The organism is Streptomyces asoensis (genome assembly GCF_013085465.1).
GTDB classification, from domain to species: Bacteria; Actinomycetota; Actinomycetes; order Streptomycetales; family Streptomycetaceae; genus Streptomyces; species Streptomyces cacaoi_A.
Genome location: NZ_CP049838.1, coordinates 3,181,634 through 3,200,635 on the forward strand (window position 1 = coordinate 3,181,634; position 19,002 = coordinate 3,200,635).

18 protein-coding genes, 1 pseudogene and 1 riboswitch are annotated in these 19,002 nt (G+C 69.6%); of the genes and pseudogenes, 12 read left to right on the forward strand and 7 right to left on the reverse strand.

All coding sequences use genetic code 11. The features are described 5' to 3' along the window. Nucleotides 1-849: 849 nt before the first annotated feature. Nucleotides 850-1,557: a hypothetical protein gene (locus G9272_RS14285; protein WP_171396940.1), complete on the forward strand. Its 708-nt coding sequence runs from the start codon at nt 850-852 to the stop codon at nt 1,555-1,557. Between the two features lie 710 nt (nt 1,558-2,267). Then, nucleotides 2,268-3,317: an MBL fold metallo-hydrolase gene (locus G9272_RS14290; protein WP_171396941.1), complete on the forward strand. Its 1,050-nt coding sequence runs from the start codon at nt 2,268-2,270 to the stop codon at nt 3,315-3,317. Between the two features lie 87 nt (nt 3,318-3,404). Here G9272_RS14290 and G9272_RS14295 read toward each other — a convergent pair whose 3' ends face one another. After that, on the reverse strand, nt 3,405-4,115 hold the full coding sequence (locus G9272_RS14295; protein WP_171396942.1) for a phosphotransferase: 711 nt from the start codon (nt 4,113-4,115) through the stop codon (nt 3,405-3,407). Between the two features lie 102 nt (nt 4,116-4,217). Further along, nucleotides 4,218-4,289, forward strand: a riboswitch (adenosylcobalamin-variant (AdoCbl-variant) riboswitch). Between the two features lie 133 nt (nt 4,290-4,422). On the opposite strand from G9272_RS14295, the gene G9272_RS14300 reads away from it, so the two are divergent. The 7 genes from G9272_RS14300 (at nt 4,423) to G9272_RS14330 (ending at nt 11,655) form a co-directional block, all read left to right on the forward strand. After that, complete coding sequence (locus tag G9272_RS14300; RefSeq protein WP_171396943.1) at nt 4,423-5,658, forward strand: prenyltransferase/squalene oxidase repeat-containing protein; 1,236 nt, start codon at nt 4,423-4,425, stop codon at nt 5,656-5,658. After that, nucleotides 5,655-6,350, forward strand: a complete 696-nt coding sequence (locus tag G9272_RS14305) for an SCO2322 family protein (RefSeq protein ID WP_171396944.1) — start codon at nt 5,655-5,657, stop codon at nt 6,348-6,350. The genes G9272_RS14300 and G9272_RS14305 overlap by 4 nt, the downstream gene beginning before the upstream one ends. Further along, a complete protein-coding gene (locus tag G9272_RS14310) occupies nt 6,343-7,458 on the forward strand; it encodes an energy-coupling factor transporter transmembrane component T (RefSeq protein WP_171396945.1) in 1,116 nt (371 codons plus the stop codon). The genes G9272_RS14305 and G9272_RS14310 overlap by 8 nt, the downstream gene beginning before the upstream one ends. Continuing rightward, on the forward strand, nt 7,455-9,221 hold the full coding sequence (locus tag G9272_RS14315; RefSeq protein ID WP_171396946.1) for an ABC transporter ATP-binding protein: 1,767 nt from the start codon (nt 7,455-7,457) through the stop codon (nt 9,219-9,221). The genes G9272_RS14310 and G9272_RS14315 overlap by 4 nt, the downstream gene beginning before the upstream one ends. Further along, entirely contained in the window at nt 9,218-10,054 is an 837-nt protein-coding gene (locus G9272_RS14320) for an ECF transporter S component (protein WP_171396947.1), read from the forward strand. The genes G9272_RS14315 and G9272_RS14320 overlap by 4 nt, the downstream gene beginning before the upstream one ends. Before the next feature lie 335 nt (nt 10,055-10,389). Then, nucleotides 10,390-10,806, forward strand: a complete 417-nt coding sequence (locus G9272_RS14325) for a transglycosylase SLT domain-containing protein (RefSeq protein ID WP_171396948.1) — start codon at nt 10,390-10,392, stop codon at nt 10,804-10,806. Between the two features lie 111 nt (nt 10,807-10,917). Continuing rightward, nucleotides 10,918-11,655 (forward strand): YoaK family protein, encoded by a 738-nt coding sequence (locus G9272_RS14330; RefSeq protein WP_171396949.1) that lies wholly within the window; start codon nt 10,918-10,920, stop codon nt 11,653-11,655. Nucleotides 11,656-11,686: 31 nt separating this feature from the next. Here G9272_RS14330 and G9272_RS14335 read toward each other — a convergent pair whose 3' ends face one another. Then, the gene (locus tag G9272_RS14335; RefSeq protein WP_171396950.1) at nt 11,687-12,223 is read right to left on the reverse strand and encodes a carboxymuconolactone decarboxylase family protein; all 537 of its coding nucleotides are present in this window, start codon (nt 12,221-12,223) and stop codon (nt 11,687-11,689) included. Nucleotides 12,224-12,378: 155 nt separating this feature from the next. Between G9272_RS14335 and sigJ the strand changes: the two are divergent. Beyond that, a pseudogene (sigJ, locus tag G9272_RS14340) lies at nt 12,379-13,305 on the forward strand (RNA polymerase sigma factor SigJ); the annotation flags it as partial. Between the two features lie 69 nt (nt 13,306-13,374). On the opposite strand, the gene G9272_RS14345 reads toward sigJ, so the two are convergent. Beyond that, nucleotides 13,375-14,610, reverse strand: coding sequence for a cytochrome P450 (locus G9272_RS14345; RefSeq protein WP_171396951.1), 1,236 nt, complete (start codon nt 14,608-14,610; stop codon nt 13,375-13,377). Nucleotides 14,611-14,784: 174 nt separating this feature from the next. Here G9272_RS14345 and G9272_RS14350 point away from each other — a divergent pair, with 174 nt between their 5' ends. Next, nucleotides 14,785-15,954 carry a steroid 3-ketoacyl-CoA thiolase gene (locus G9272_RS14350; protein ID WP_171396952.1) on the forward strand — a complete coding sequence of 390 codons (1,170 nt, stop codon included), beginning with the start codon at nt 14,785-14,787 and terminating at the stop codon, nt 15,952-15,954. Here G9272_RS14350 and G9272_RS14355 read toward each other — a convergent pair. Both G9272_RS14355 and G9272_RS14360 read right to left on the reverse strand, forming a co-directional pair. Further along, complete coding sequence (locus tag G9272_RS14355) at nt 15,938-16,132, reverse strand: DUF397 domain-containing protein (RefSeq protein WP_171396953.1); 195 nt, start codon at nt 16,130-16,132, stop codon at nt 15,938-15,940. The two genes, G9272_RS14350 and G9272_RS14355, sit on opposite strands and share 17 nt — an antisense overlap. After that, on the reverse strand, nt 16,110-16,940 hold the full coding sequence (locus G9272_RS14360) for a helix-turn-helix domain-containing protein (protein WP_171396954.1): 831 nt from the start codon (nt 16,938-16,940) through the stop codon (nt 16,110-16,112). Before G9272_RS14360 ends, G9272_RS14355 begins: the two co-directional genes overlap by 23 nt. A 75-nt stretch (nt 16,941-17,015) precedes the next feature. Here G9272_RS14360 and G9272_RS14365 point away from each other — a divergent pair, with 75 nt between their 5' ends. Then, nucleotides 17,016-17,489: an ATP-binding protein gene (locus tag G9272_RS14365; protein WP_253267794.1), complete on the forward strand. Its 474-nt coding sequence runs from the start codon at nt 17,016-17,018 to the stop codon at nt 17,487-17,489. On the opposite strand, the gene G9272_RS14370 is transcribed toward G9272_RS14365, so the two are convergent. Then, on the reverse strand, nt 17,437-17,916 hold the full coding sequence (locus G9272_RS14370) for a hypothetical protein (protein ID WP_171396955.1): 480 nt from the start codon (nt 17,914-17,916) through the stop codon (nt 17,437-17,439). The genes G9272_RS14365 and G9272_RS14370 overlap by 53 nt on opposite strands. 43 nt (nt 17,917-17,959) lie before the next feature. Beyond that, nucleotides 17,960-18,220, reverse strand: coding sequence for a DUF7660 family protein (locus G9272_RS14375; protein WP_253267795.1), 261 nt, complete (start codon nt 18,218-18,220; stop codon nt 17,960-17,962). Nucleotides 18,221-19,002 lie beyond the last annotated feature (782 nt).

A 19,002-nucleotide genomic window follows, 5' to 3' on the forward strand; every position in this document is an offset into this window, starting at 1 on the left:
GATGGAACGGTATCCGAGACGAGTACGGAGCCGACAGGCCTCGATCGAGCGGTTCGTGATCACGAGCGCGGTAGAACTTTCCCTACATCATCAAGGCCCGCGCACGGCGCGGGCGCGCGCCGCCTATGCGGCGCGGCCTGCCTCCTGTCTCCGCCCCGGCTGGCCGCGCCCGGCGGCGCGCTCGGCGGCTGCGGTCATGAAGTGGGAGACACCCTCTATGGCTGGGGCGGTCGGCTCCACGGCTTTAGGCAGCCACTTTGGGGCGAGCCTCTAAGATCACGGCCCCAACATCGTGCTTTAACGGGCAGGTCCACAGACTGCCCGACTCGCCGGAAGCTTATGGGGCCATGATCACTCGCCCCAAAGCAGCTCCAGCCCAAAGCCGCTCCACCGACCGCGCGACACCGCACGGCGTCTCCAACCCGCGCTTCCGGTATGGGACTTGACCCACTTTCCCCGAATTGCAATGCCAACAGCAGGGGGTATCGTGGAAATGCGTGCAGCACAGCAGAGTCAAGAGATCGCTTGAACGTAGAAAGAGCTAAGGAAGCTCACGCCACGACTCCTGTCGCACTTCGCGGAAGTGTTGATTTGGCATGCACCAGGGCCCCGCTAAGGCTTAAACGTCGAACCGTTCTCACCGCTCCAACCTCGTACCTAACGAGGCCAGTCGGGCTGTCGGGACAGCGGGTGCCAGGCGTCAGCCGATTACGGGATCATCGTGACACCTGAAGTTCAATCCAATTGACACTGCGGCCACTTCGCTTAGCCGTAGCGTTTCGCCAGCATGAAAACAAAGGGAATTTAGTAATGACTCAGGTACAAGGAACAGGGCAGAACGAAGCCGGAGTGCTGGGAGTCAGCGAGACTGAAGACGGCGTCCTCGGATTCGGCAAGGTCACTGGAAAGGCCGGCGTGGCTGGCGCAAACGACAGCGGCGGGAACGGCGTGTTCGGCAGGGGCCGCAGCGGAGTTGTCGGACACGGAAAGGAGGGGAATGGCGTAATCGGAGTAAGCGAGAACGAAGACGGAGTTCTGGGAATCGGGCAGATCTCTGCCAAGGCGGGCGTGGCTGGCGTCAACGACAAAGGCGGCAACGGCGTGCTCGGCAGGGGGCACAACGGCATTCTCGGAGACGGGAGAGGCGGAGGTGGCAGTGGCGTCGTAGGGGTAAGTGAGACAGGAGACGGCGTTCTGGGGATCGGGAAGATTTCCGCCAAGGCGGGCGTGGCTGGCGTCAACGATAACGGCGGCAACGGCATATTGGGCAGGGGTCGCAACGGCATAGTGGCTCAGACCAACGCCCCCGGGGGAAAGGCGGGCGTCTTCGAGGGAGACGTCGAGGTCTCCGGCAAGCTCAGGGTTGCCGGAACTGATATCAAGCAGGCGATATCTGATCTCCAGCAGCAGACGTCGTCAACATCTGGCCTTCACCAGCTCGTCAACAATCTTCAGCAGCAGCTCTCTTCTCTCCAGCAGAAGCAAGCCAGCGATGTAGAGGGTATTGCTGTTAGCTTGGCGACTCTCGCGGCCCGTATCACTGCTCTCGGAGGCTGACAAGGTTACGTGCCGCAGTCGGGCCAGATCAGACGGTGAGTCAGGGTCGACGACAAGCGCCCCAGTCGAGACCAGCAACGGCCTGGGCTCCCATTGCCCGAGTGACCTGCCTGCGCTCTCAGCCCGTTACGTCCGCTCTTAAAAGGTTGACGTCTCCCCAACGCAAGGAGCGCCCTTCCTGGGCCATCCTTGAGCCGTGGAAGGGCGCTCAACGATGACCAACGTCGACAGCTACCGACAGCTCAGCAGCAGGTCAGGATGCTGATCGTTTAGACGGCCGCAGGTCACGGCCATCGACGATCAGTTGTGGCTGTGCTGAGCGATTGGCCCGCGGCAAGACTTGCAGACTCGTTTGGCGAGGCCCCGGGGCCTCGCCAAGACAGAGGGACAGCGTGGCTGAGGCCGGTGGGGGTGCGGCGAGGCATACGCGCGCCTGGTCGGTTGGCCGGCCCGGCGTCGTGGCGGGCTTTCGTCGGCTGAGGTTCACGCGGGTGTTCTCGATGGAGCCACCAGCGGGCGGGCGAGCGATTCGCGACGATCAACGCTGGGCCGTCTCTGGGCCGTCCGGCAGTGACCAACGTCGACAGCCAGCGACAGCTAGCGCCCACATCAGCGCAGGTCAGCCCAACGCCGCACGTCAGCAGTCGACTTGGGCACCTATTGAAACCAGTTCTAGTTATAGTGGACAATGGCCGTGTGACGGAGGGCAGATGAAGAGCAGTCAGGGCGAACCCACCACGTACGACCACGGCGGCGGTGTCCGCTCGCTCCGGGTGCCCATCCCGGACAACCCGCTGGGCCACACCCTGGTGTACGTCGTCGACACCGACCGTGGGCCGGTCCTGATCGACACGGGCTGGGACGACCCGGCGTCCTGGGAGGCGCTGACCGCCGGGCTGACCTCGTGCGGCACGTCCGTCGCGGAGCTGTACGGAGTCGTGATCACCCACCACCACCCCGACCACCACGGCCTGTCCGGCCAGGTGCGGGAGGCCTCCGGGGCGTGGGTGGCGATGCACGCGGCGGACACCTCGATCGTGCGGCGGACCCGCGAGACGAGGCCCGAGCGCTGGTACACGTACATGGCGGCCAAGCTCACCGCCGCCGGCGCGCCGGAGGAGCACATCGCCCCGCTCCGTACGCCCCCCGCCCGTCGTCGCCCCTTCCCCGGTCTGGCGCCCGCCCTCCCCGACCGCGAGATCGTCCCCGGCGAGCTCCTCGACCTGCCCGGCCGCCGTCTGCGCGCGATCTGGACGCCGGGCCACACCCCCGGCCATGTCTGCCTGCACCTGGAGGAGGACCACCCCTCTCGACTCCCGGGCCACGGACGCCTGTTCTCCGGCGACCACCTGCTGCCGGAGATCACCCCGCACATCGGCCTGTACGAGGATCCCGACGACGCCACCGTCACCGACCCCCTCGGCGACTACCTCGACTCCCTCGAACGCGTCGGCCGGCTCGCCCCAGCGGAGATTCTCCCTGCCCACCAGTACGCCTTCACCGACGCGCCTTTCCGGGTACGGGAGTTGCTCACCCACCACGAGGACCGTCTCACCGGTCTGCTCGCCCTCCTCGCCACCCCGCTCACCCCGTGGCAGCTCGCGGAACGCATGGAGTGGAACCGCCCCTGGCCGCAAATCCCCTACGGTTCACGGAACATCGCGGTCTCGGAGGCCGAGGCCCATCTACGGCGGCTGGTGAAGCAGGGACGCGCGGAGGCGGTGACCGGGAGCGATCCGGTGACCTACGTGGCGGTGTAGATCGCTCGCGGCGGGCGAGGGCCCCTTGATACCAACGCGGACATCGCCTTCGTGACCGCGGACATGACGGTCTGGCGGGCGGCCTAGTCAGCGGCCCGCCGTCGACCTGATCAACTCGGCTGCCGGTACGAGGAGTTCCGTCTCCTCGCGGCTCATCGTCGGGTTGGCCGCCCGCCTCCGCAGGGCCTCCGCCAGGCCCTCCTCGGTGAGGTCGGAGGGGTCGGCGAGCAGCGCGGTCAGCATCGCCCGCGCCGGATCGGCGATGGGCTGGGGAGAGACGGCCACCTGGGCGAGGATCACCGCGGACATGCCCCAGTCGAGCCCGGGGTGGCCCTCCTCCGCGTTGGCCCAGTCGATGACCCGGGGGCCGTCGGGAGTGAGGATCACGTTGTCCGGGTGGAGGTCCAGGTGCAGGATGCCGGCGTCGGCCGAGATCCGTCCCGGCAGGGCGTGCAGCTCGCGCAGCAGCCGGGCGAGGACGGCCCCCGCCTCCTCGGCGTCCAGCGTGCCCGCCCCGAACGCCTGGAGCATCGTCGGCCCGTCCAGCCGCTCCATCACCAGGTCGGAGCGGGAGCCGGAGGGCCGTACGGCGGGCGCCGGGTAGCCGTGCTCGCGCACGTGCGTCATCACCGCCGCGAGGGCGGCCGAGTCCTCCCAGCCCTCCCGGTCGCGGCGCAGCACCCACGCGTCGTCGATCTCGTACACGTCGGCCGTTCGGCCCGAGCCGAGCAGCCGGCCCGGCGGCCCGCCCGGCACCGCGGCCGGGAGCCCGCCCGGCGCTCTCCCCGTATCGGTCATGGTCAGAACATATCGGGGGCTCCCGCCCCGTCAGGGGCGCTTTCACAACCGCCCCTCAGGCGCCCGGCTACCTGCCGGTAGAGTGGCCGCGTCGTCATCACGCCCGTACAGGGGGAAGCCGGTGCAATTCCGGCGCTGACCCGCAACCGTCACAGCCGGATCGCCCGGTACGGGACCGTGACCGGCTCACGTGCGTCGGCAGGCCCGCCGGCGCACGGCACCGTCGAGGTATACGGAGCCGAGCCGCCGGGATGTCCCGTGCTGCCCGCTGCGTGACCTCCCCGACCGGGAGAGGCACCCGCCGATCATGAACATCCGCCGCAGCGCCGCTGCTCTGGCAGCCGCCACCGTCGTGCTGGGTGCCGCCGTCCCCGCCGTCGCCGCCACCCCGTCCCCCACCCCGTCGGTGGCGATACCCGACGGGCTGTACGGCACCACCGACCCGACGTACGACGGTGTCTGGCGCCAGTCGCTGGCCCTGCTCGCGCAGCGGACCACGGGTGTCACCCCCGCCGACCGGGCCGTGGCCTGGCTGACCGGGCAACAGTGCGCGACCGGCGCCTTCGCCGCGTTCCGCGCGGACACCGCCAAGGCGTGCGACGCCAAGCTGATGGTGGACACCAACAGCACGGCGGCGGCCGTCCAGGCGCTGGCCGCGCTGGGTGGCCACCAGGCCGAGACCGGGAAGGCCGTCACCTGGCTGAAGTCGGTCCAGAACGCCGACGGCGGCTGGGGCTACACCCCCGGCGGCGCGAGCGACGCGAACTCGACCTCCGTCGTGGCGGGCGCGCTGGCGGCGGCCGGGCAGCAGCCCGCGCAGGTGAAGAAGGCCGGCAAGTCGCCGTACGACGCTCTCGTGAAGCTCTCCGTCCCGTGCGACAAGGACGGCGGCGGCGCGTTCGCGTACCAGCCGGACAAGAAGGGCGGCCTCGCGGCCAACGCGGACGCGACGGCGGCGGGCGTGCTCGGCGCCCTCGGCAAGGGGTTCGTGACGACGGCCGGCAAGACGTCGGCGGCCCCCACCTGCGACTCCGCCGCCGCGGCCACCCCGAGCGGACTCGCCCGCAACGGCGCGGCCTACCTCGCCGGAGCGGTCGCCGACAACGGTTACCTGAAGTCCGCCCTCCCCGGCGCCGAGGACCAGCCCGACTACGGCAACACCGCCGACGCCGTCGTCGCCCTCGCCGCGCAGGGTGCGACCGAGCAGGCGGCGAAGCCCCTCGCCTGGCTCGAGCAGAACTCCGCGGCCTGGGCGAAGCAGAGCGGCCCCGCCGCCTACGCCCAGCTGGTCTTCGCGGCACACGCCACGGGCGCCGACCCCCGCCACTTCGGCGGCGCCGACCTCGTCGCGCAGCTCAACGCGACGGGCCCGACCCCGCAGGCCACGACGAAGGCCACCGATCAGGCCGCCGACGCCGACGCCGACAAGAAGGACGACTCGGATTCCGGTTACGGCGTCTGGTGGATCGTCGGCGTCTTCCTCGTAGCCGGTGTCGGCATCGGCTTCCTGATCAGCGGCCGTGGCAGGAAGCAGCAGCCGTGACGCGCCGGTGCGCCGCCCTCGTCCTGGCCGCGCTGCTGCTGTCGCTGACCGGCGCGGTGCAGTCGGCCCAGGCGGCCGGCTACCGCTACTGGTCCTTCTGGGACCGCTCCGGCGACGGCTGGACGTACGCCACCCAGGGCCCGTCCACCGCCCGCCCCGCCGACGGCGACGTCCAGGGCTTCCGGTTCGCGGTGAGCGCGGACTCCCAGGACGCCTCGCAGCCGCGCGGCGCGGCCTCCTTCACGGCGATCTGCGCGAAGACGCCCGCCCGGGACGACACGAAGCGGGTGGCCCTGGTCATCGACTTCGGCACGGCGGCGGACGCGCCGAGCGGCGAGACCCCGCCGTCACCGCGCACGGCCTGCGCCCGGGTCTCGCCCGACGCGACGACGGCCGAGGCCCTCGCCTCGGTCGCCAGACCCCTGCGCTACGACACGAACGCCCTGCTGTGCGCGATCGCGGGATATCCGCGGACGGGCTGCGGCGAGCAGGTGTCCGGGCAGGCGCCGGGGACGGACGAGCCGACGTCCGCCGCGCAGCCGGAACCGGCGAAGGAAGCGGCGAAGGAAGCGGCGAAGAAGGACGACGGCGGGCCGTCCCTGGGCCTGTACGCGGGCGCGGCGGCGGTGGCGGTACTGGGCGCGGCGGCGGTCCGGCAGGCCCGGCGGCGAGGGTCCCGCAGGAATGGCTGACGGCCGCCCCCGCACACAACGCACCCCACTCCACCCCGCCGCCTGGTGGCTGTGGGCCCTCGGTCTCGGCACCGCCGCGACCCGCACCACCAACCCGCTCCTCCTCGGTCTCCTCCTCACCGTCTCCGCGTACGTCGTCACCACGTGCCGCCCGGACACCCCCTGGTCCCGTTCCTACTCCGCGTTCCTCAAGCTCGCGCTCGCCGTCCTCGTCATCCGTCTTGTCTTCGTCGTCGCGCTGGGCTCCCCGATCCCGGGCACGCATGTGCTCGTCACGCTTCCCGAAGTCCCGCTCCCCCACTGGGCGCAGGGCATCCGGCTCGGCGGCGCGGTCACGGCCGAGGGCCTGCTCTTCGCGTTCTACGACGGCCTGAAACTGGCGACCCTTCTCGTCTGCGTGGGTGCCGCCAACGCCCTGGCCAGCCCCTCCCGCCTCCTCAAGACGCTCCCCGGCGCCCTGTACGAGACGGGGGTGGCGGTGGTCGTGGCCCTCACCTTCGCCCCGAACCTCATCGCGGACGTCCACCGCCTGCGCGCCGCCCGCCGTCTCCGGGGCCGCCCCGACACAGGCCTGCGCGGCCTGCTCCAGGTGGGCCTGCCGGTCCTGGAGGGCGCCCTGGAACGCTCCGTCGCCCTCGCCGCCGCGATGGACGCCCGCGGCTACGGCCGTACCGCCGACGTCCCCGCCCCCGTCCGCCGAACGACCGCCGCCCTCACGCTCGGCGGTCTGCTCGGCGTCTGCGCGGGAACGTACGGCCTGCTCACCGCGGCGGGCGGCGCCTACGGCCTCCCGGTGCTGTTCGCCGGGGTCGTCGCGGCCCTCGCCGGGCTGCGACTGGGCGGCCGCCGCTCCCCGCGCACCCGCTACCGCCCGGACCGCTGGACCCCGCGGGCCTGGCTGACCGCCGCCTCCGGTGTCGCGGTCGCGGCCCTCCTCACCGTCGCCGCGTCCGCCGACCCGGCTGCCCTGCACCCCGGTGTCGTCCCGCTGACTGCCCCCGCCCTCCCGCTCTGGCCGGCGGCGGCCGTACTCCTCGGCCTGCTGCCCGCGTTCCTCGCCCCCGAAAACCCTCCGAAAGATCCAGCAGATACCGAGGAGCCGTCGTGATCCGCTTCGAGAGCGTCTCCGTGACGTACGACGGCGCCACCGAACCCACCGTCCAGGACGTCGACTTCACCGTCCCCGAGGGTGAACTCGTGCTCCTGGCGGGCCCGTCGGGGGTGGGCAAGTCGACGCTCCTCGGCACGGTGTCCGGCCTGGTCCCGCACTTCACCGGCGGCACCCTGCGCGGCCGCGTCACGGTCGCCGGCCGCGACACCCGCACCCACAAGCCGCGCGAACTCGCCGACGTCGTGGGGACGGTGGGGCAGGATCCCCTCTCGCACTTCGTGACGGACACGGTCGAGGAGGAACTCGCCTACGGCATGGAGTCGTTGGGCCTGCCGCCGGAGGTGATGCGCCGCCGCGTCGAGGAGACCCTCGACCTGCTCGGTCTGGCCGCCCTCCGCGACCGCCCCATCGCCACCCTCTCCGGCGGTCAGCAGCAGCGGGTCGCGATCGGCTCGGTCCTCACCCCGCACCCGCGCGTCCTCGTCCTGGACGAGCCGACCTCCGCGCTCGACCCGGCGGCCGCCGAGGAGGTCCTCGCCGTCCTCCTCCGCCTCGTCCACGACCTCGGTACGACGGTGCTGCTGGCGGAGCACCGTCTGGAACGCGTCCTCCAGTACGCCGACCAGGTCGCCCTGCTGCCCTCCCCGGGAGCGGCCCCGCTGCTCGGCACCCCGGCGGACATCATGGCCGTGTCCCCGGTGTTCCCGCCGGTGGTGAGCCTGGGCCGGCTGGCGGGCTGGTCCCCACTGCCACTGACCGTCCGGGACGCCCGCCGACGCGCCGGCGACCTGCGGGAACGCCTGGAACTCCTGGAACGCCTGGAAAAGCGGGAAGAGCGGGAAGGGCGGGAAGAGCGGGAAGAGCGGGAAGGGCGGGCAACTCCCCGGAGGGGGGACACGCCCCCGGCGCCCCCCGCGGGGCTCCCCGCCGAGCCCCCGGCGGATCCTCCCGCCCGCCGTCGCTTCCGCCGTCCTCCCCCCACGCCGTCCGCCTCCGCGGCCCCCGCCGAGGCCCGCTCCCTCTCCGTGCGCCGGGCCCGGGTCCAGGCGCTGCGCGAGGTGGACCTCACCGTCCTGCCCGGCGAGACAGTGGCCCTCATGGGCCGCAACGGCGCCGGGAAGTCGACGCTGCTCAACACCTTCGTGGGCCTCGTCGAGCCGTCGGCGGGAACGGTCCACGTGGGCGGTCTCGTGCCGCACCGCACCGCGCCCCGGGACCTGGTCCGCCGCGCCGGTCTGGTCCCGCAGGAGCCGCGCGACCTGCTGTACGCCGACACGGTCGCCGCCGAGTGCACGGCCGCCGACCGGGACGCGGGGGCCGCCCCCGGCACCTGCCGGGCCCTGGTCTCGGACCTCCTCCCCGGCATCACGGACGACACCCACCCCCGCGACCTCTCCGAGGGCCAGCGCCTCACCCTCGCGCTGGCGGTCGTCCTCACCGCCCACCCGCCTCTCCTCCTCCTGGACGAGCCGACCCGGGGCCTGGACTACGCGGCGAAGGCGCGCCTGGTCGCCCTCCTGCGCGGACTCGCCGCCGCCGGGCACGCGATCGTCCTGGCCACCCACGATGTGGAGCTGGCCGCGGAACTGGCCCACCGGGTGGTGCTGCTCGCGGAGGGCGAGGTGATCGCCGACGGCCCGACGGCGGAGGTGGTGGTCTCCTCCCCCTCCTTCGCCCCACAGGTGACGAAGATCCTGGCCCCGCAGGAGTGGCTCACGGTCGCGCAGGTGCGCGAGGCATTGCGGGAGGCGCAGCGATGACGATGCCCAGGCGGCGTCCCGTACACCTGGGCCCCCGCTCGCTCGCCGCGTTGGCGCTGGTCAGCGCGGTGGGCGTGATCGCGTTCGGCTGGCCTTTCCTCGCCCCGCCCACCTCCGCGCTGAACGCGCACGCCCAGGACGCCCCCTGGCTGTTCGCGGGCCTGCTGGTGCTGCTGGTCGCGGTGGTGGCGGCGACGATCTCGGAGTCGGGGCTCGGCGCGAAGGCGGTGGCGATGCTGGGCGTCCTTGCGGCGACGGGCGCGGCCCTGCGTCCGATCGGCGCGGGGACGGCGGGCATCGAGCCGATGTTCTTCCTGATGGTGCTGAGCGGCCGGGTTCTCGGCCCGGGCTTCGGCTTCGTCCTCGGCTCGGTCACGATGTTCGCGTCCGCACTGCTCACGGGCGGGGTGGGCCCGTGGATGCCGTTCCAGATGCTGGCGATGGGCTGGTTCACGATGGGCGCGGGCCTGCTGCCGGGCGGCGACCGGCTCCGTGGCCGTGCCGAACTGGCCCTGCTCGCGGCCTACGGCTTTGTGGCCGCCTTCGCCTACGGCACGGCGATGAACATGGCCGGGTGGCCCTTCATGGGCGCGCTGGCCTCGGGCGTCGCCTTCGACCCGGACGGGACGGTGCCCGCGAATCTGGCCCGCTTCGCCGCGTACTGCGTGGCGACCTCGCTGGGCTGGGACCTGGGCAGGGCGGTGGTCACGGTCCTGCTGACCCTGACGCTCGGCCCGGCGGTGCTCAAGGCGCTACGCAGAGCCACCCGCCGCGCGGCCTTCGAGACCGCGGTCACATTCGAGGCCCCGCGGAAGGCCCCAGAAGGCCGTTGACCGGTGAACCACCCCACATGACTCACATCACCTACTACCCGACCTAGTCGGACAAATCGGACGCCATGTCCATGCCATTACCGCCTCTGACCTGGGCATTGAGAGCCAGCTCACACGGAGCGCCGACCCCCCGAATACGACCACAACTAGCAAAAGGGGTCTTTGCGGACGGCGCTCGATCCTGTTTCTCTGGATGACGTCGCAGGGTGCCACCGAGTCCACGGGCTCAGGCACCACGGCATGCAGCCACCCACCGCAACCACACGGTGCGGCCACGCACCGCGTGACTCCGGCATGCAAGCGACCGCCATCGTCCCCAAAGAAAAAGGTTCTCTGTGTCCGTCTCCGTCATCCGTCGCATCGCTTCCCCGAAGAAGGCCCTCACCGGCATCGCCGTGGCTGCCGCCACCGCGGGGATGGCGCTGTCCGCCGCCCCCGCCCACGCCGCGACGACCTCCTCCGCCGCCCAGGCCCAGGCGATCGCGCACAAGATGATCCCGAACGCGGCTCAGTACAAGGCCTTCTCCAACATCGTGAAGCACGAGAGCGGCTGGAACGTCAGCGCCACCAACGCCTCCTCCGGCGCCTACGGCCTCGTCCAGGCCCTGCCCGCCTCCAAGATGGCCTCGGCCGGTTCCGACTGGAAGAGCAACGCCAAGACCCAGATCAAGTGGGGTCTGGACTACATGAACTCCCGTTACGGCAGCCCGGTCGCCGCCTGGAACTTCTGGCAGGCCAACGGCTGGTACTGAGCCACGCCACCGCGCTGACCAGCGCCCCCACACCCGTCGAAGGCGGCGGCCCCCGATCCCCGGGGCCGCCGCCTTCGGCGTTTCCTCACCTTGCCGTGCTCCACTGAGCGGATGACCGGCACCGAGCACCCGATCGAGTCCTCAGAGCCCTCAGAACCTTCAGAGCCCTCAGAGCCCTCGCGGGACCCGGAAGCACGCGGCGTCCGCCTGGTCCCCACCCTCCTGGCCCTGACCGCCCTGAGCGGCCTGATCGACGCGGTCACCTATCTCGGCCTGGGGCATGTCTTCACCGCCAACATGACCGGCAACGTCGTCGTCCTCGGTTTCGCCGCCGCCGGCGCCCCGGGTTTCTCGGTCCCCCACACGGCGACCTCGCTCGTCTGCTTCCTGGCGGGCGCGGTGACCGGTGGCCGGGTCGTGCGGCGGGTGGGCGAGGGCTCACGCCGCACACCGGCCCGCGTGATGCTGGCCGCCGAGGCGCTCCTCCTGGGCATCTCAGCGGCCGTGGCGTTCGCCACCTCGGACGACGCCCCGGCCACGGTCTACACGATCATCGCCCTGACCGCTTTCGCGATGGGCCTGCGCAACGCGACGGTCCGCAAACTGGCGGTGCGCGACTTCACCACGACCACCGTCGTCACGATGACCCTGACCGGCCTGGCCTCCGACTCCCGGGCGGGCGGCGGCACGGGCCGGCGATCGCCACGCCGTACGGCAGCCGTGACCGCCATGTTCTCGGGCGCGGTGCTGGGCGCGGTCCTGGTACTCCACAACGACCTGGCGATCCCGCTGCTGCTGGCCGCCACGACCTCGGCGGTCCTGGCACTGACGGTCTCCGGCAAGGAATGATCGGCCTGCCCTCACCCTGAGCCCGTCGGCGTCACTTGCTGTAGTTCTTCCCGATGGGCCTTCCGGGGATCGGCTTGGCGATGAGGGCGACCGGGACGAACAGGCTGAAGTGGCCGATCGCCATGGTGAGCGTCCAGAGCGCATCCTCGTCGTAGAGCGCGGACGCCCTGGCGAACAGCTCGTCGGAGACACGTTCCCCGTACGGGTTCGGGGTGAGGACGGCCTCCACGAGCTCCAGTGCGATCCGTTCGGCGTCGGTGAAGTAAGGGGCGCTCTGCCATGTCGCCACGGCGGTGATGCGCTTCTCGCTCTCCCCCGCTTTACGGAGTTGGTCGGTCAGCGAGACGGCGTGGTACGTGCTGCCGACGATCTGCGCGCCACGGAACAGCATCAGGCTGATGGTGGTCTTCGAGACCGGCCCGTTCCAGACGGCGTTACGCACGGCTCCGGAGAGTTTCGACAGATCGGGGAAGAGGTGGGTGAGGTCGGGGAGCCGCGACTTGATGCCGTCCTGCTCGGTCGTCGCGTCGGTCGTCGTCGCGTCGGTCGTCGTCGTAGACGTGGACATGGCGAGGTCGTCCTTCCTTCGTCCTGATGGGTGTCTCACCAGTCCGACAACACAGGCGCTCGAAATGTGAGGCGGGGCGCCGACGTCACGTTCGAGAGCGCTGTCTCGTCGAACTGGTGACGGCGGAGGACGCGACCGAGGGAGCCGACGACACCATGACCACCCCATCCGAGTCGGAAGACGGCCGATCCGACCCGAGCCTGAGCGCGATCATGAGCGAGCGGCGTCAGCTGATCAACCTCGCCTACCGGCTCCTCGGCTCCCTCGCCGAGGCCGAGGACGCCGTGCAGGAGACCTACGCCCGCTGGTACACCCTGTCCCCACAGCAGCAGCGAGCCATCGACTCCCCCGGCGCCTGGCTGACCAGGGTCGCCGGCCGTATCTGCCTCAACCTGCTCAACTCGGCACGAGCCCGACGGGAGAACTACGTCGGCGACTGGCTCCCCGAGCCCCTGCCCGAACCCGCGGAGTGGTCGGGCGGTCGGGCGGGCGGCACGACCATCGACCCGGCCGACCGCGTCACCCTCGACGAGTCGATCAACATGGCCTTCCTCGTCGTACTCGAATCGATGACCCCGGCCGAACGCGTCGCGTTCATCCTCCACGACGTCTTCCGCTACCCCTTCGCCGAGGTCGCCGACATCGTCGGCCGCACGCCGGCGGCCTGCCGTCAGCTGGCCTCATCGGCCCGCCGGCGCATCCGCACCGCACAGACACCGGCGCCCCCGACCGCCCGGCAGGCCGCCATCGTCAGGAACTTCAAGCAGGCCTGGGAGGCCAAGGACATCGACGCCCTCATCGGCCTCCTCGACCCGGACGTCATGGCGACCGGCGACGACGGCGGCCTCGCCACCACCGTGCGCCTCCCGCTCGAAGGCGCCGAGCAGCTCGCGCGCGGCCTCGTCGATCTCGCCGGCAGGCTGGCCGACCTGACGATCCTGGAGCGCACCGTCAACGGCCGGCCCGGCCTGGTCGCCCGACAGAACGGCGTCGTCGTGACCGTGTACGCGTTCGACATCGCGGACGACCGGATCACGCACATCTGGGCCGTACGCAACCCCGAGAAGCTCCGGCCGTGGACGAGCCGTCCGCCCCGACCACTCGACGGAGCCGAGAGCCGATCGGGGCATCCCGAGGGCCGCCGGGAACCCTCACCCCGCGCTGACCCGAAGCTCCTTCACCCCGTTGATCCAGGCGGACCGCAGCCGCCGGGGATCGCTCACGAGCCTCAGGTCGGGCATGGCATCGGCGATGGCGTTGAAGATGAGGTTGATCTCGAGCACGGCGAGTGACTTGCCGAGGCAGAAGTGGGGACCGCCGCCGCCGAAGCCGAGGTGCGGATTCGGATCCCGGGTGACATCGAACTCGTCGGGCCGCTCGAACACCTCGGGGTCACGATTGGCGGAGGAGTAGAACAGTCCGACCCGGTCCCCCTTCCTGATCAGCTTCCCGCCGAGTTCGGTGTCCTGGGTGGCGGTCCGCTGGAAGGCGATGATGGGCGTGGCCCAGCGCACGATCTCCTCGGCGGCGGTGCCGGGCCGTTGGGTCTTGTACAACTCCCACTGCTCGGGATGGGTGAGGAAGGCGTGCATCCCATGGGTCGTGGCGTTCCGGGTCGTCTCGTTCCCTGCCACGGCCAGCATCAGTACGAAGAACCCGAACTCGTCGGAGTTGAGGTTGCCCTCGTTCTCGGCGGCCACGAGCGTCGAGACGATGTCGTGCGCGGGGCACTGCTTCCGCTCGGCGGCCATGTTCATGGCGTACGCGAGAATCTCGGCTGCGGACTGCTGCCCGACCTCGGCGGTGATGGCGAACTCGGGATCGTCGTACCCGATCATCTTGTTGGACCAGTCGAAGATCTTGGAGCGGTCGTCCTGGGGCACGCCGATCAGCTCGGCGATGGCCTGGAGGGGCAGCTCCGAGGCGATGGACGTGACGAAGTCGAAGGAACCGTCCTGCGCGCGGGCGCGGTCCACGATCGCCGTGGCCCGGTTGCGCAGCCGCTCCTCCAACGCCCGGATGGCCCGCGGCGTGAACCCGCGCTGCACGATCTGCCGCACGCGCGTGTGCTCGGGCGGATCCATGTTCAGCAGGATGAACCGCTGAGCGTCAATCGAATCCCGTTCGATGTGCTCGTTGAACCGGATGATCGCGGTGTTGAGGTAGGAGGAGAAGAGCTCGGGGTGGGTGGAGACGTACCGGACGTCGGCGTGCCGGGTCACGGCCCAGTAGCCGTCGTCCTGGAAGCCGGCCACATTGCCCGTCTGAGGGATCCAGCGGACCGGTTCGGCGAGCCGCAACTCGGCGAACTCCGGTAGCGGCACTTGGTGTTGCAGCAGGTCGGGATCGGTGAAGTCGAACCCGTCGGGAAGCGCTGGACAGGGCATCGGCGGCTCCAGCCATCTGACGATGCGATCTGACGGTTCATCAGAAATAGATTGCCGTGAAGGTAGTTCAGGACCCTCGAGCCTGCAAGACCCTTGCGGTGACGCACATCACGTAAGCAGACTGCATGCAGCGCAGAACTAGAACACGTACTAGTTCCGAAGGGATCCGCACCCATGGCCGCCGAACCCGTGATCGTGGAAGCAGTCCGCACCCCCATCGGCAAGCGCGGCGGCGCGCTCGCCAACCTGCACCCCGCCTATCTCCTGGGCGAGACCTACCGCGAACTCCTCGGCCGCACCGGCATCCCCGCCGACGCCGTGGAACAGATAGTCGGCGGCACGGTGACCCACGCCGGCGAACAGTCCATGAACCCCGCCCGCACGGCCTGGCTGACCGTGGGCCTCCCGTACGAGACGGCCGCGACGACGGTCGACTGCCAGTGCGGCTCCTCGCAGCAGGCGAGCCACATGGCGGCGAACATGATCGCGGCGGGCGTCATCGACGTCGGCATCAGCTGCGGAGTCGAAGCGATGTCGAGGGTCCCCCTCGGCTCGGGCTCGAAGCACGGCCCCGGCAAACCGTTCCCGGACGAGTGGAACGTGGACCTCCCGAACCAGTTCGAGGCGGCGGAACGCATCGCGCGCAACCGGGGGTTGAGCCGGTCGGAGGTCGACGCCCTGGGCCTGCTCTCCCAGGAACGAGCGGCGACGGCCTGGTCGGAGGAACGCTTCAAGCGCGAGACGTTCGCCGTCCAGGTCCCGACGACGGAGGAGGAACAGGCGGCGGGCCAGGGCATGTGGCGCCTGGTCGACCGCGACGAGGGCCTGCGCGACACCTCCCTCGACGCCCTGTCCCGCCTGAAGCCGGTCATGCCGACGGCGATCCACACGGCCGGCAACTCGTCCCAGATCAGCGACGGCGCAGCGGCGATCATGTGGGCGTCGAAACGCATGGCCCGCGCCCTGAAGCTGAAGCCGAGGGCGAGGATCGTCGCCCAGGCCCTGGTGGGCGCGAACCCGCACTTCCACCTGGACGGCCCGATCGACGCGACCCGCGCCGTCCTCGGCAAGGCGGGCATGTCCCTGAAGGACATCGACCTCGTCGAGATCAACGAGGCCTTCGCGTCAGTGGTGTTGAGCTGGACAAAGGTCTTCGACCAGGACCTGACCAAGGTCAACGTCAACGGCGGCGCGATCGCCCTCGGCCACCCGGTAGGAGCGACGGGCGCCCGCCTCATCACGACGGCCCTGCACGAACTGGAGCGCACGGACAAGGAGTTCGCCCTGATCACCATGTGCGCGGGTGGCGCACTGGCAACCGGGACGATCATTCAGCGCCTGTAGCGCCACCGCCGGTCCAGGCGAGGAACGTCGAGAACGCGGCGGGCTCGATGGTGAGGATCGGGCCCGCCGGGGTCTTGGAGTCGCGGATGGCGATGGTGGCGGGGCTCTCGGCGATCTCGACACAATCACCGCCCTGGTCACCGCTGTACGACGACTTACGCCAGACGGTGCTCCCCATAGCGCTCCTCCATCACTCGCCGGATCAGCTCCGCCGAATCCTTGAGGGAGAGAGCGGCGGCCCGCAGATGATCGTAACGGAGTGAACAGTCCTTGACAGTGTCCGGGTTCGCACTGGGATGCCCGCTGCCGTACCCCTCGGTATAGACGATGGTGGGGTCGCTTCCGAAGCGGTAGACGTTGAACGAGCCTTGTGTACCTGCGTGCGCTCCGACCAAGAACGGCAGCACTTGGATGTTGATCCGAGGATTCCGCTCGAACGACAACAGGTGGGCGAGTTGTTCGCGCATGACTTCCCTGCCGCCGATCTCTTGGTGCAGCACACCCTCGGTGAGCACGATCCAGAAGACCGGAGGCTCGGACTTCTCGAAGATGCGCTGACGAGCGAGCCGGACTGCGGTTCGGTCCTCAAGGTCGGTCTCGTCGAGCACTCCAAGGACGGCGCGCGCGTAAGCCGGGGTCTGGAGCAGGCCGTGAACGATGCCGGCCTGGAAGACACAGATCTCGGTGGCCCGCGCCTCCAGCTCGGCGACCTCCCTGAACCAGGTCGGAAGTTGACTACGCAGCACGAGTACGACGAGCCGCGAGAAGAGACCACCGGTCCCGAGAGCCGCATCCACCCGCTCGCTGAACTCTGGGGTGGGCACCTTCCGGGCGGTCTCGACCTGCCCAACCAGCGAGCCGGTGTAGTTGAGGATGTCCCCGAGCTGCTTCTGCGTAAGCCCAGCCGCCTCCCGCAACCGCCGAAGCTCGAACCCGTAGTAGTCGAGCGGCGAAGCTCCCGGGTCGAGAACATTGATATGCGTCACGCATGCCCTCCCACGACACAACGGGTTGTATTCAATGCATAGCCCAGAGTAGTTGACGCAGGTCACCCTCGTACCGTGAACGGATACTTCCCCTCGATCTACGCCTCCCCCATCCCCACGCAGTACCGCATGACCCTGACGGTCGGCGAACACTCAGCCCGCCACATCCGCAGAATCGCCCGCATACACCTGGAGAACTGGGAGCTGCGACACCTGACGGACTCGGTAGAGCTGGCCCTGACGGAACTGATCGCCAACGTGGTGCGCCACGTCCCGGACAGCCGCTGCACGCTGCTGCTCCTGAAGCAGCCGACAGGGGTCAGAGCGGAGGTGACGGACGCCTACGGCCAACTACTCCCGACTCCGGCGAAGTTGGACCGGGAGTCGGAACGCGGCCGAGGCCTGCTCCTCCTGGACGCGTTGGTCGACAAGTGGGGGGTGTCACCGACCGCCGCCGGCGGAAAGACGGTGTGGTTCGAGTGCGCTACTCCGCACTTCAGGGCAACAACCCCCGATAACTGCGAGCAAGTTCCTCGCCGATCTCCCTGACTTCCGCATCGTCGCTCCGACCGGCCTGGGCGATCAGTTCACCCAGAGCCGGCCAAGCTTCGATGTAGGTCAGGGTGTCGGCCAGAAGGCGGTAGTCCTCGACGTCACCGTCAGCCAGGTAGCGCAGTACGACGTCACCGAGCACTTGCGCGTCGATGTCGTAACGCGCGGACCACAGCGCTTCTCGGGCCGAGGGAGCCCACCTCGACGAGAGGCAGAGATCGACCAGCAGTTCCAGCAGCCTCGGAACTTCTTCCGGAAAGTCCTGCAGGAAGGTCAGAGCAGTTGAGCGTTCCCAGGGCGCAGTGCACTTGACCGCTCGTTCAATAACTTCGGCTCGCATGGGCAGCTGATTGACGTCGACACGTAGTCGCGCAATCTCAGTTTCCGCAGCCACCAGAGCATCCCACTTCTCCCAGGACAACATCGCTCCCTCACTCACAGCGGAACCGATCGAGTGCCGCTACGACTCATTCGTATATTCGCGCCGCCATGACCATGGCGGCCAGGAGATGCCAGTCAGGCTGCTCCGGGACCGCCTCACCGCGGTTTGCGCACCATCCAGGCATATCGCCCACCCAGGCCCCCCACGCATCAAGGAAGTTCTCGAGCGTGCGGTTCTCCCACTCCTCAGGTCGATCCCGAAGGTCAGCCAGAGCGGCAGCGAGGAATACGACGAAGTCCTCACGCGTCACGACTCGATCCGCTTGATCATCCAAACTCATAGTCATGTCCGGAAACATAGTCAGCGAGATAGCTTCTGCATCAGCCAGGTTGTCGCGTAGGAGATCGCCAGGAGCCCGGCCCCGAAAGCGGGAGACCACAGCCAACCCTCTGGAATTTCCTGACGAGGAGCTATCAGCCAGAACATCCCTGATGCGACCGCCCACGCGCTAAGCAACCGTAGAATCATCGCGCGCCGCGAGAGAGGCTCTGCCCGTATTGCCTTCTGCCACGCCTCCTCATATCTGCCCGACCTCGCGTAATAGGCATGCAGTCATCGAGCATTGCGGCACGCCGCCCAGGCGAGCAGCCCAAACCCCGCGCCTGTCAGGGTCGCCTGAGACAGAATCACTGGGTCGTCGAATCCGGAACAGGCCGCAGCGATCGCCAGAGTTCCGCTCGTCGCCCCCACGCGCACGGGATGGCGAGCCGCCGCCACTTCCAGCCGGGAAGGAGGCTCACCCGTCCCCAAGACCCGGTCGACCGCCAGCAACGCCTTCTCCCAGCGACGCATGTCCACCCCCCATGGAATCCCGCCAGGGGGCCGACACCCAGACACCTCAGACGCGACCACCCACCCGCCGAGCAACAGCAACACGGCCGCACTCGGCGAAAGGGGCTCCACTCGGTTCCGCGTGGCGGCTTGTCGCGCTTCCTCGGCCCTGCCTGCTCTCGTCATAGGCATGCTGCCACCGCACACGTCGACACGCGCCCCAGCAAAGGATCCCCATACCCAACAGGGACGCTTGAATCCAAACATCGGGATCGCCGAATCCGGTCAACGCCCAGA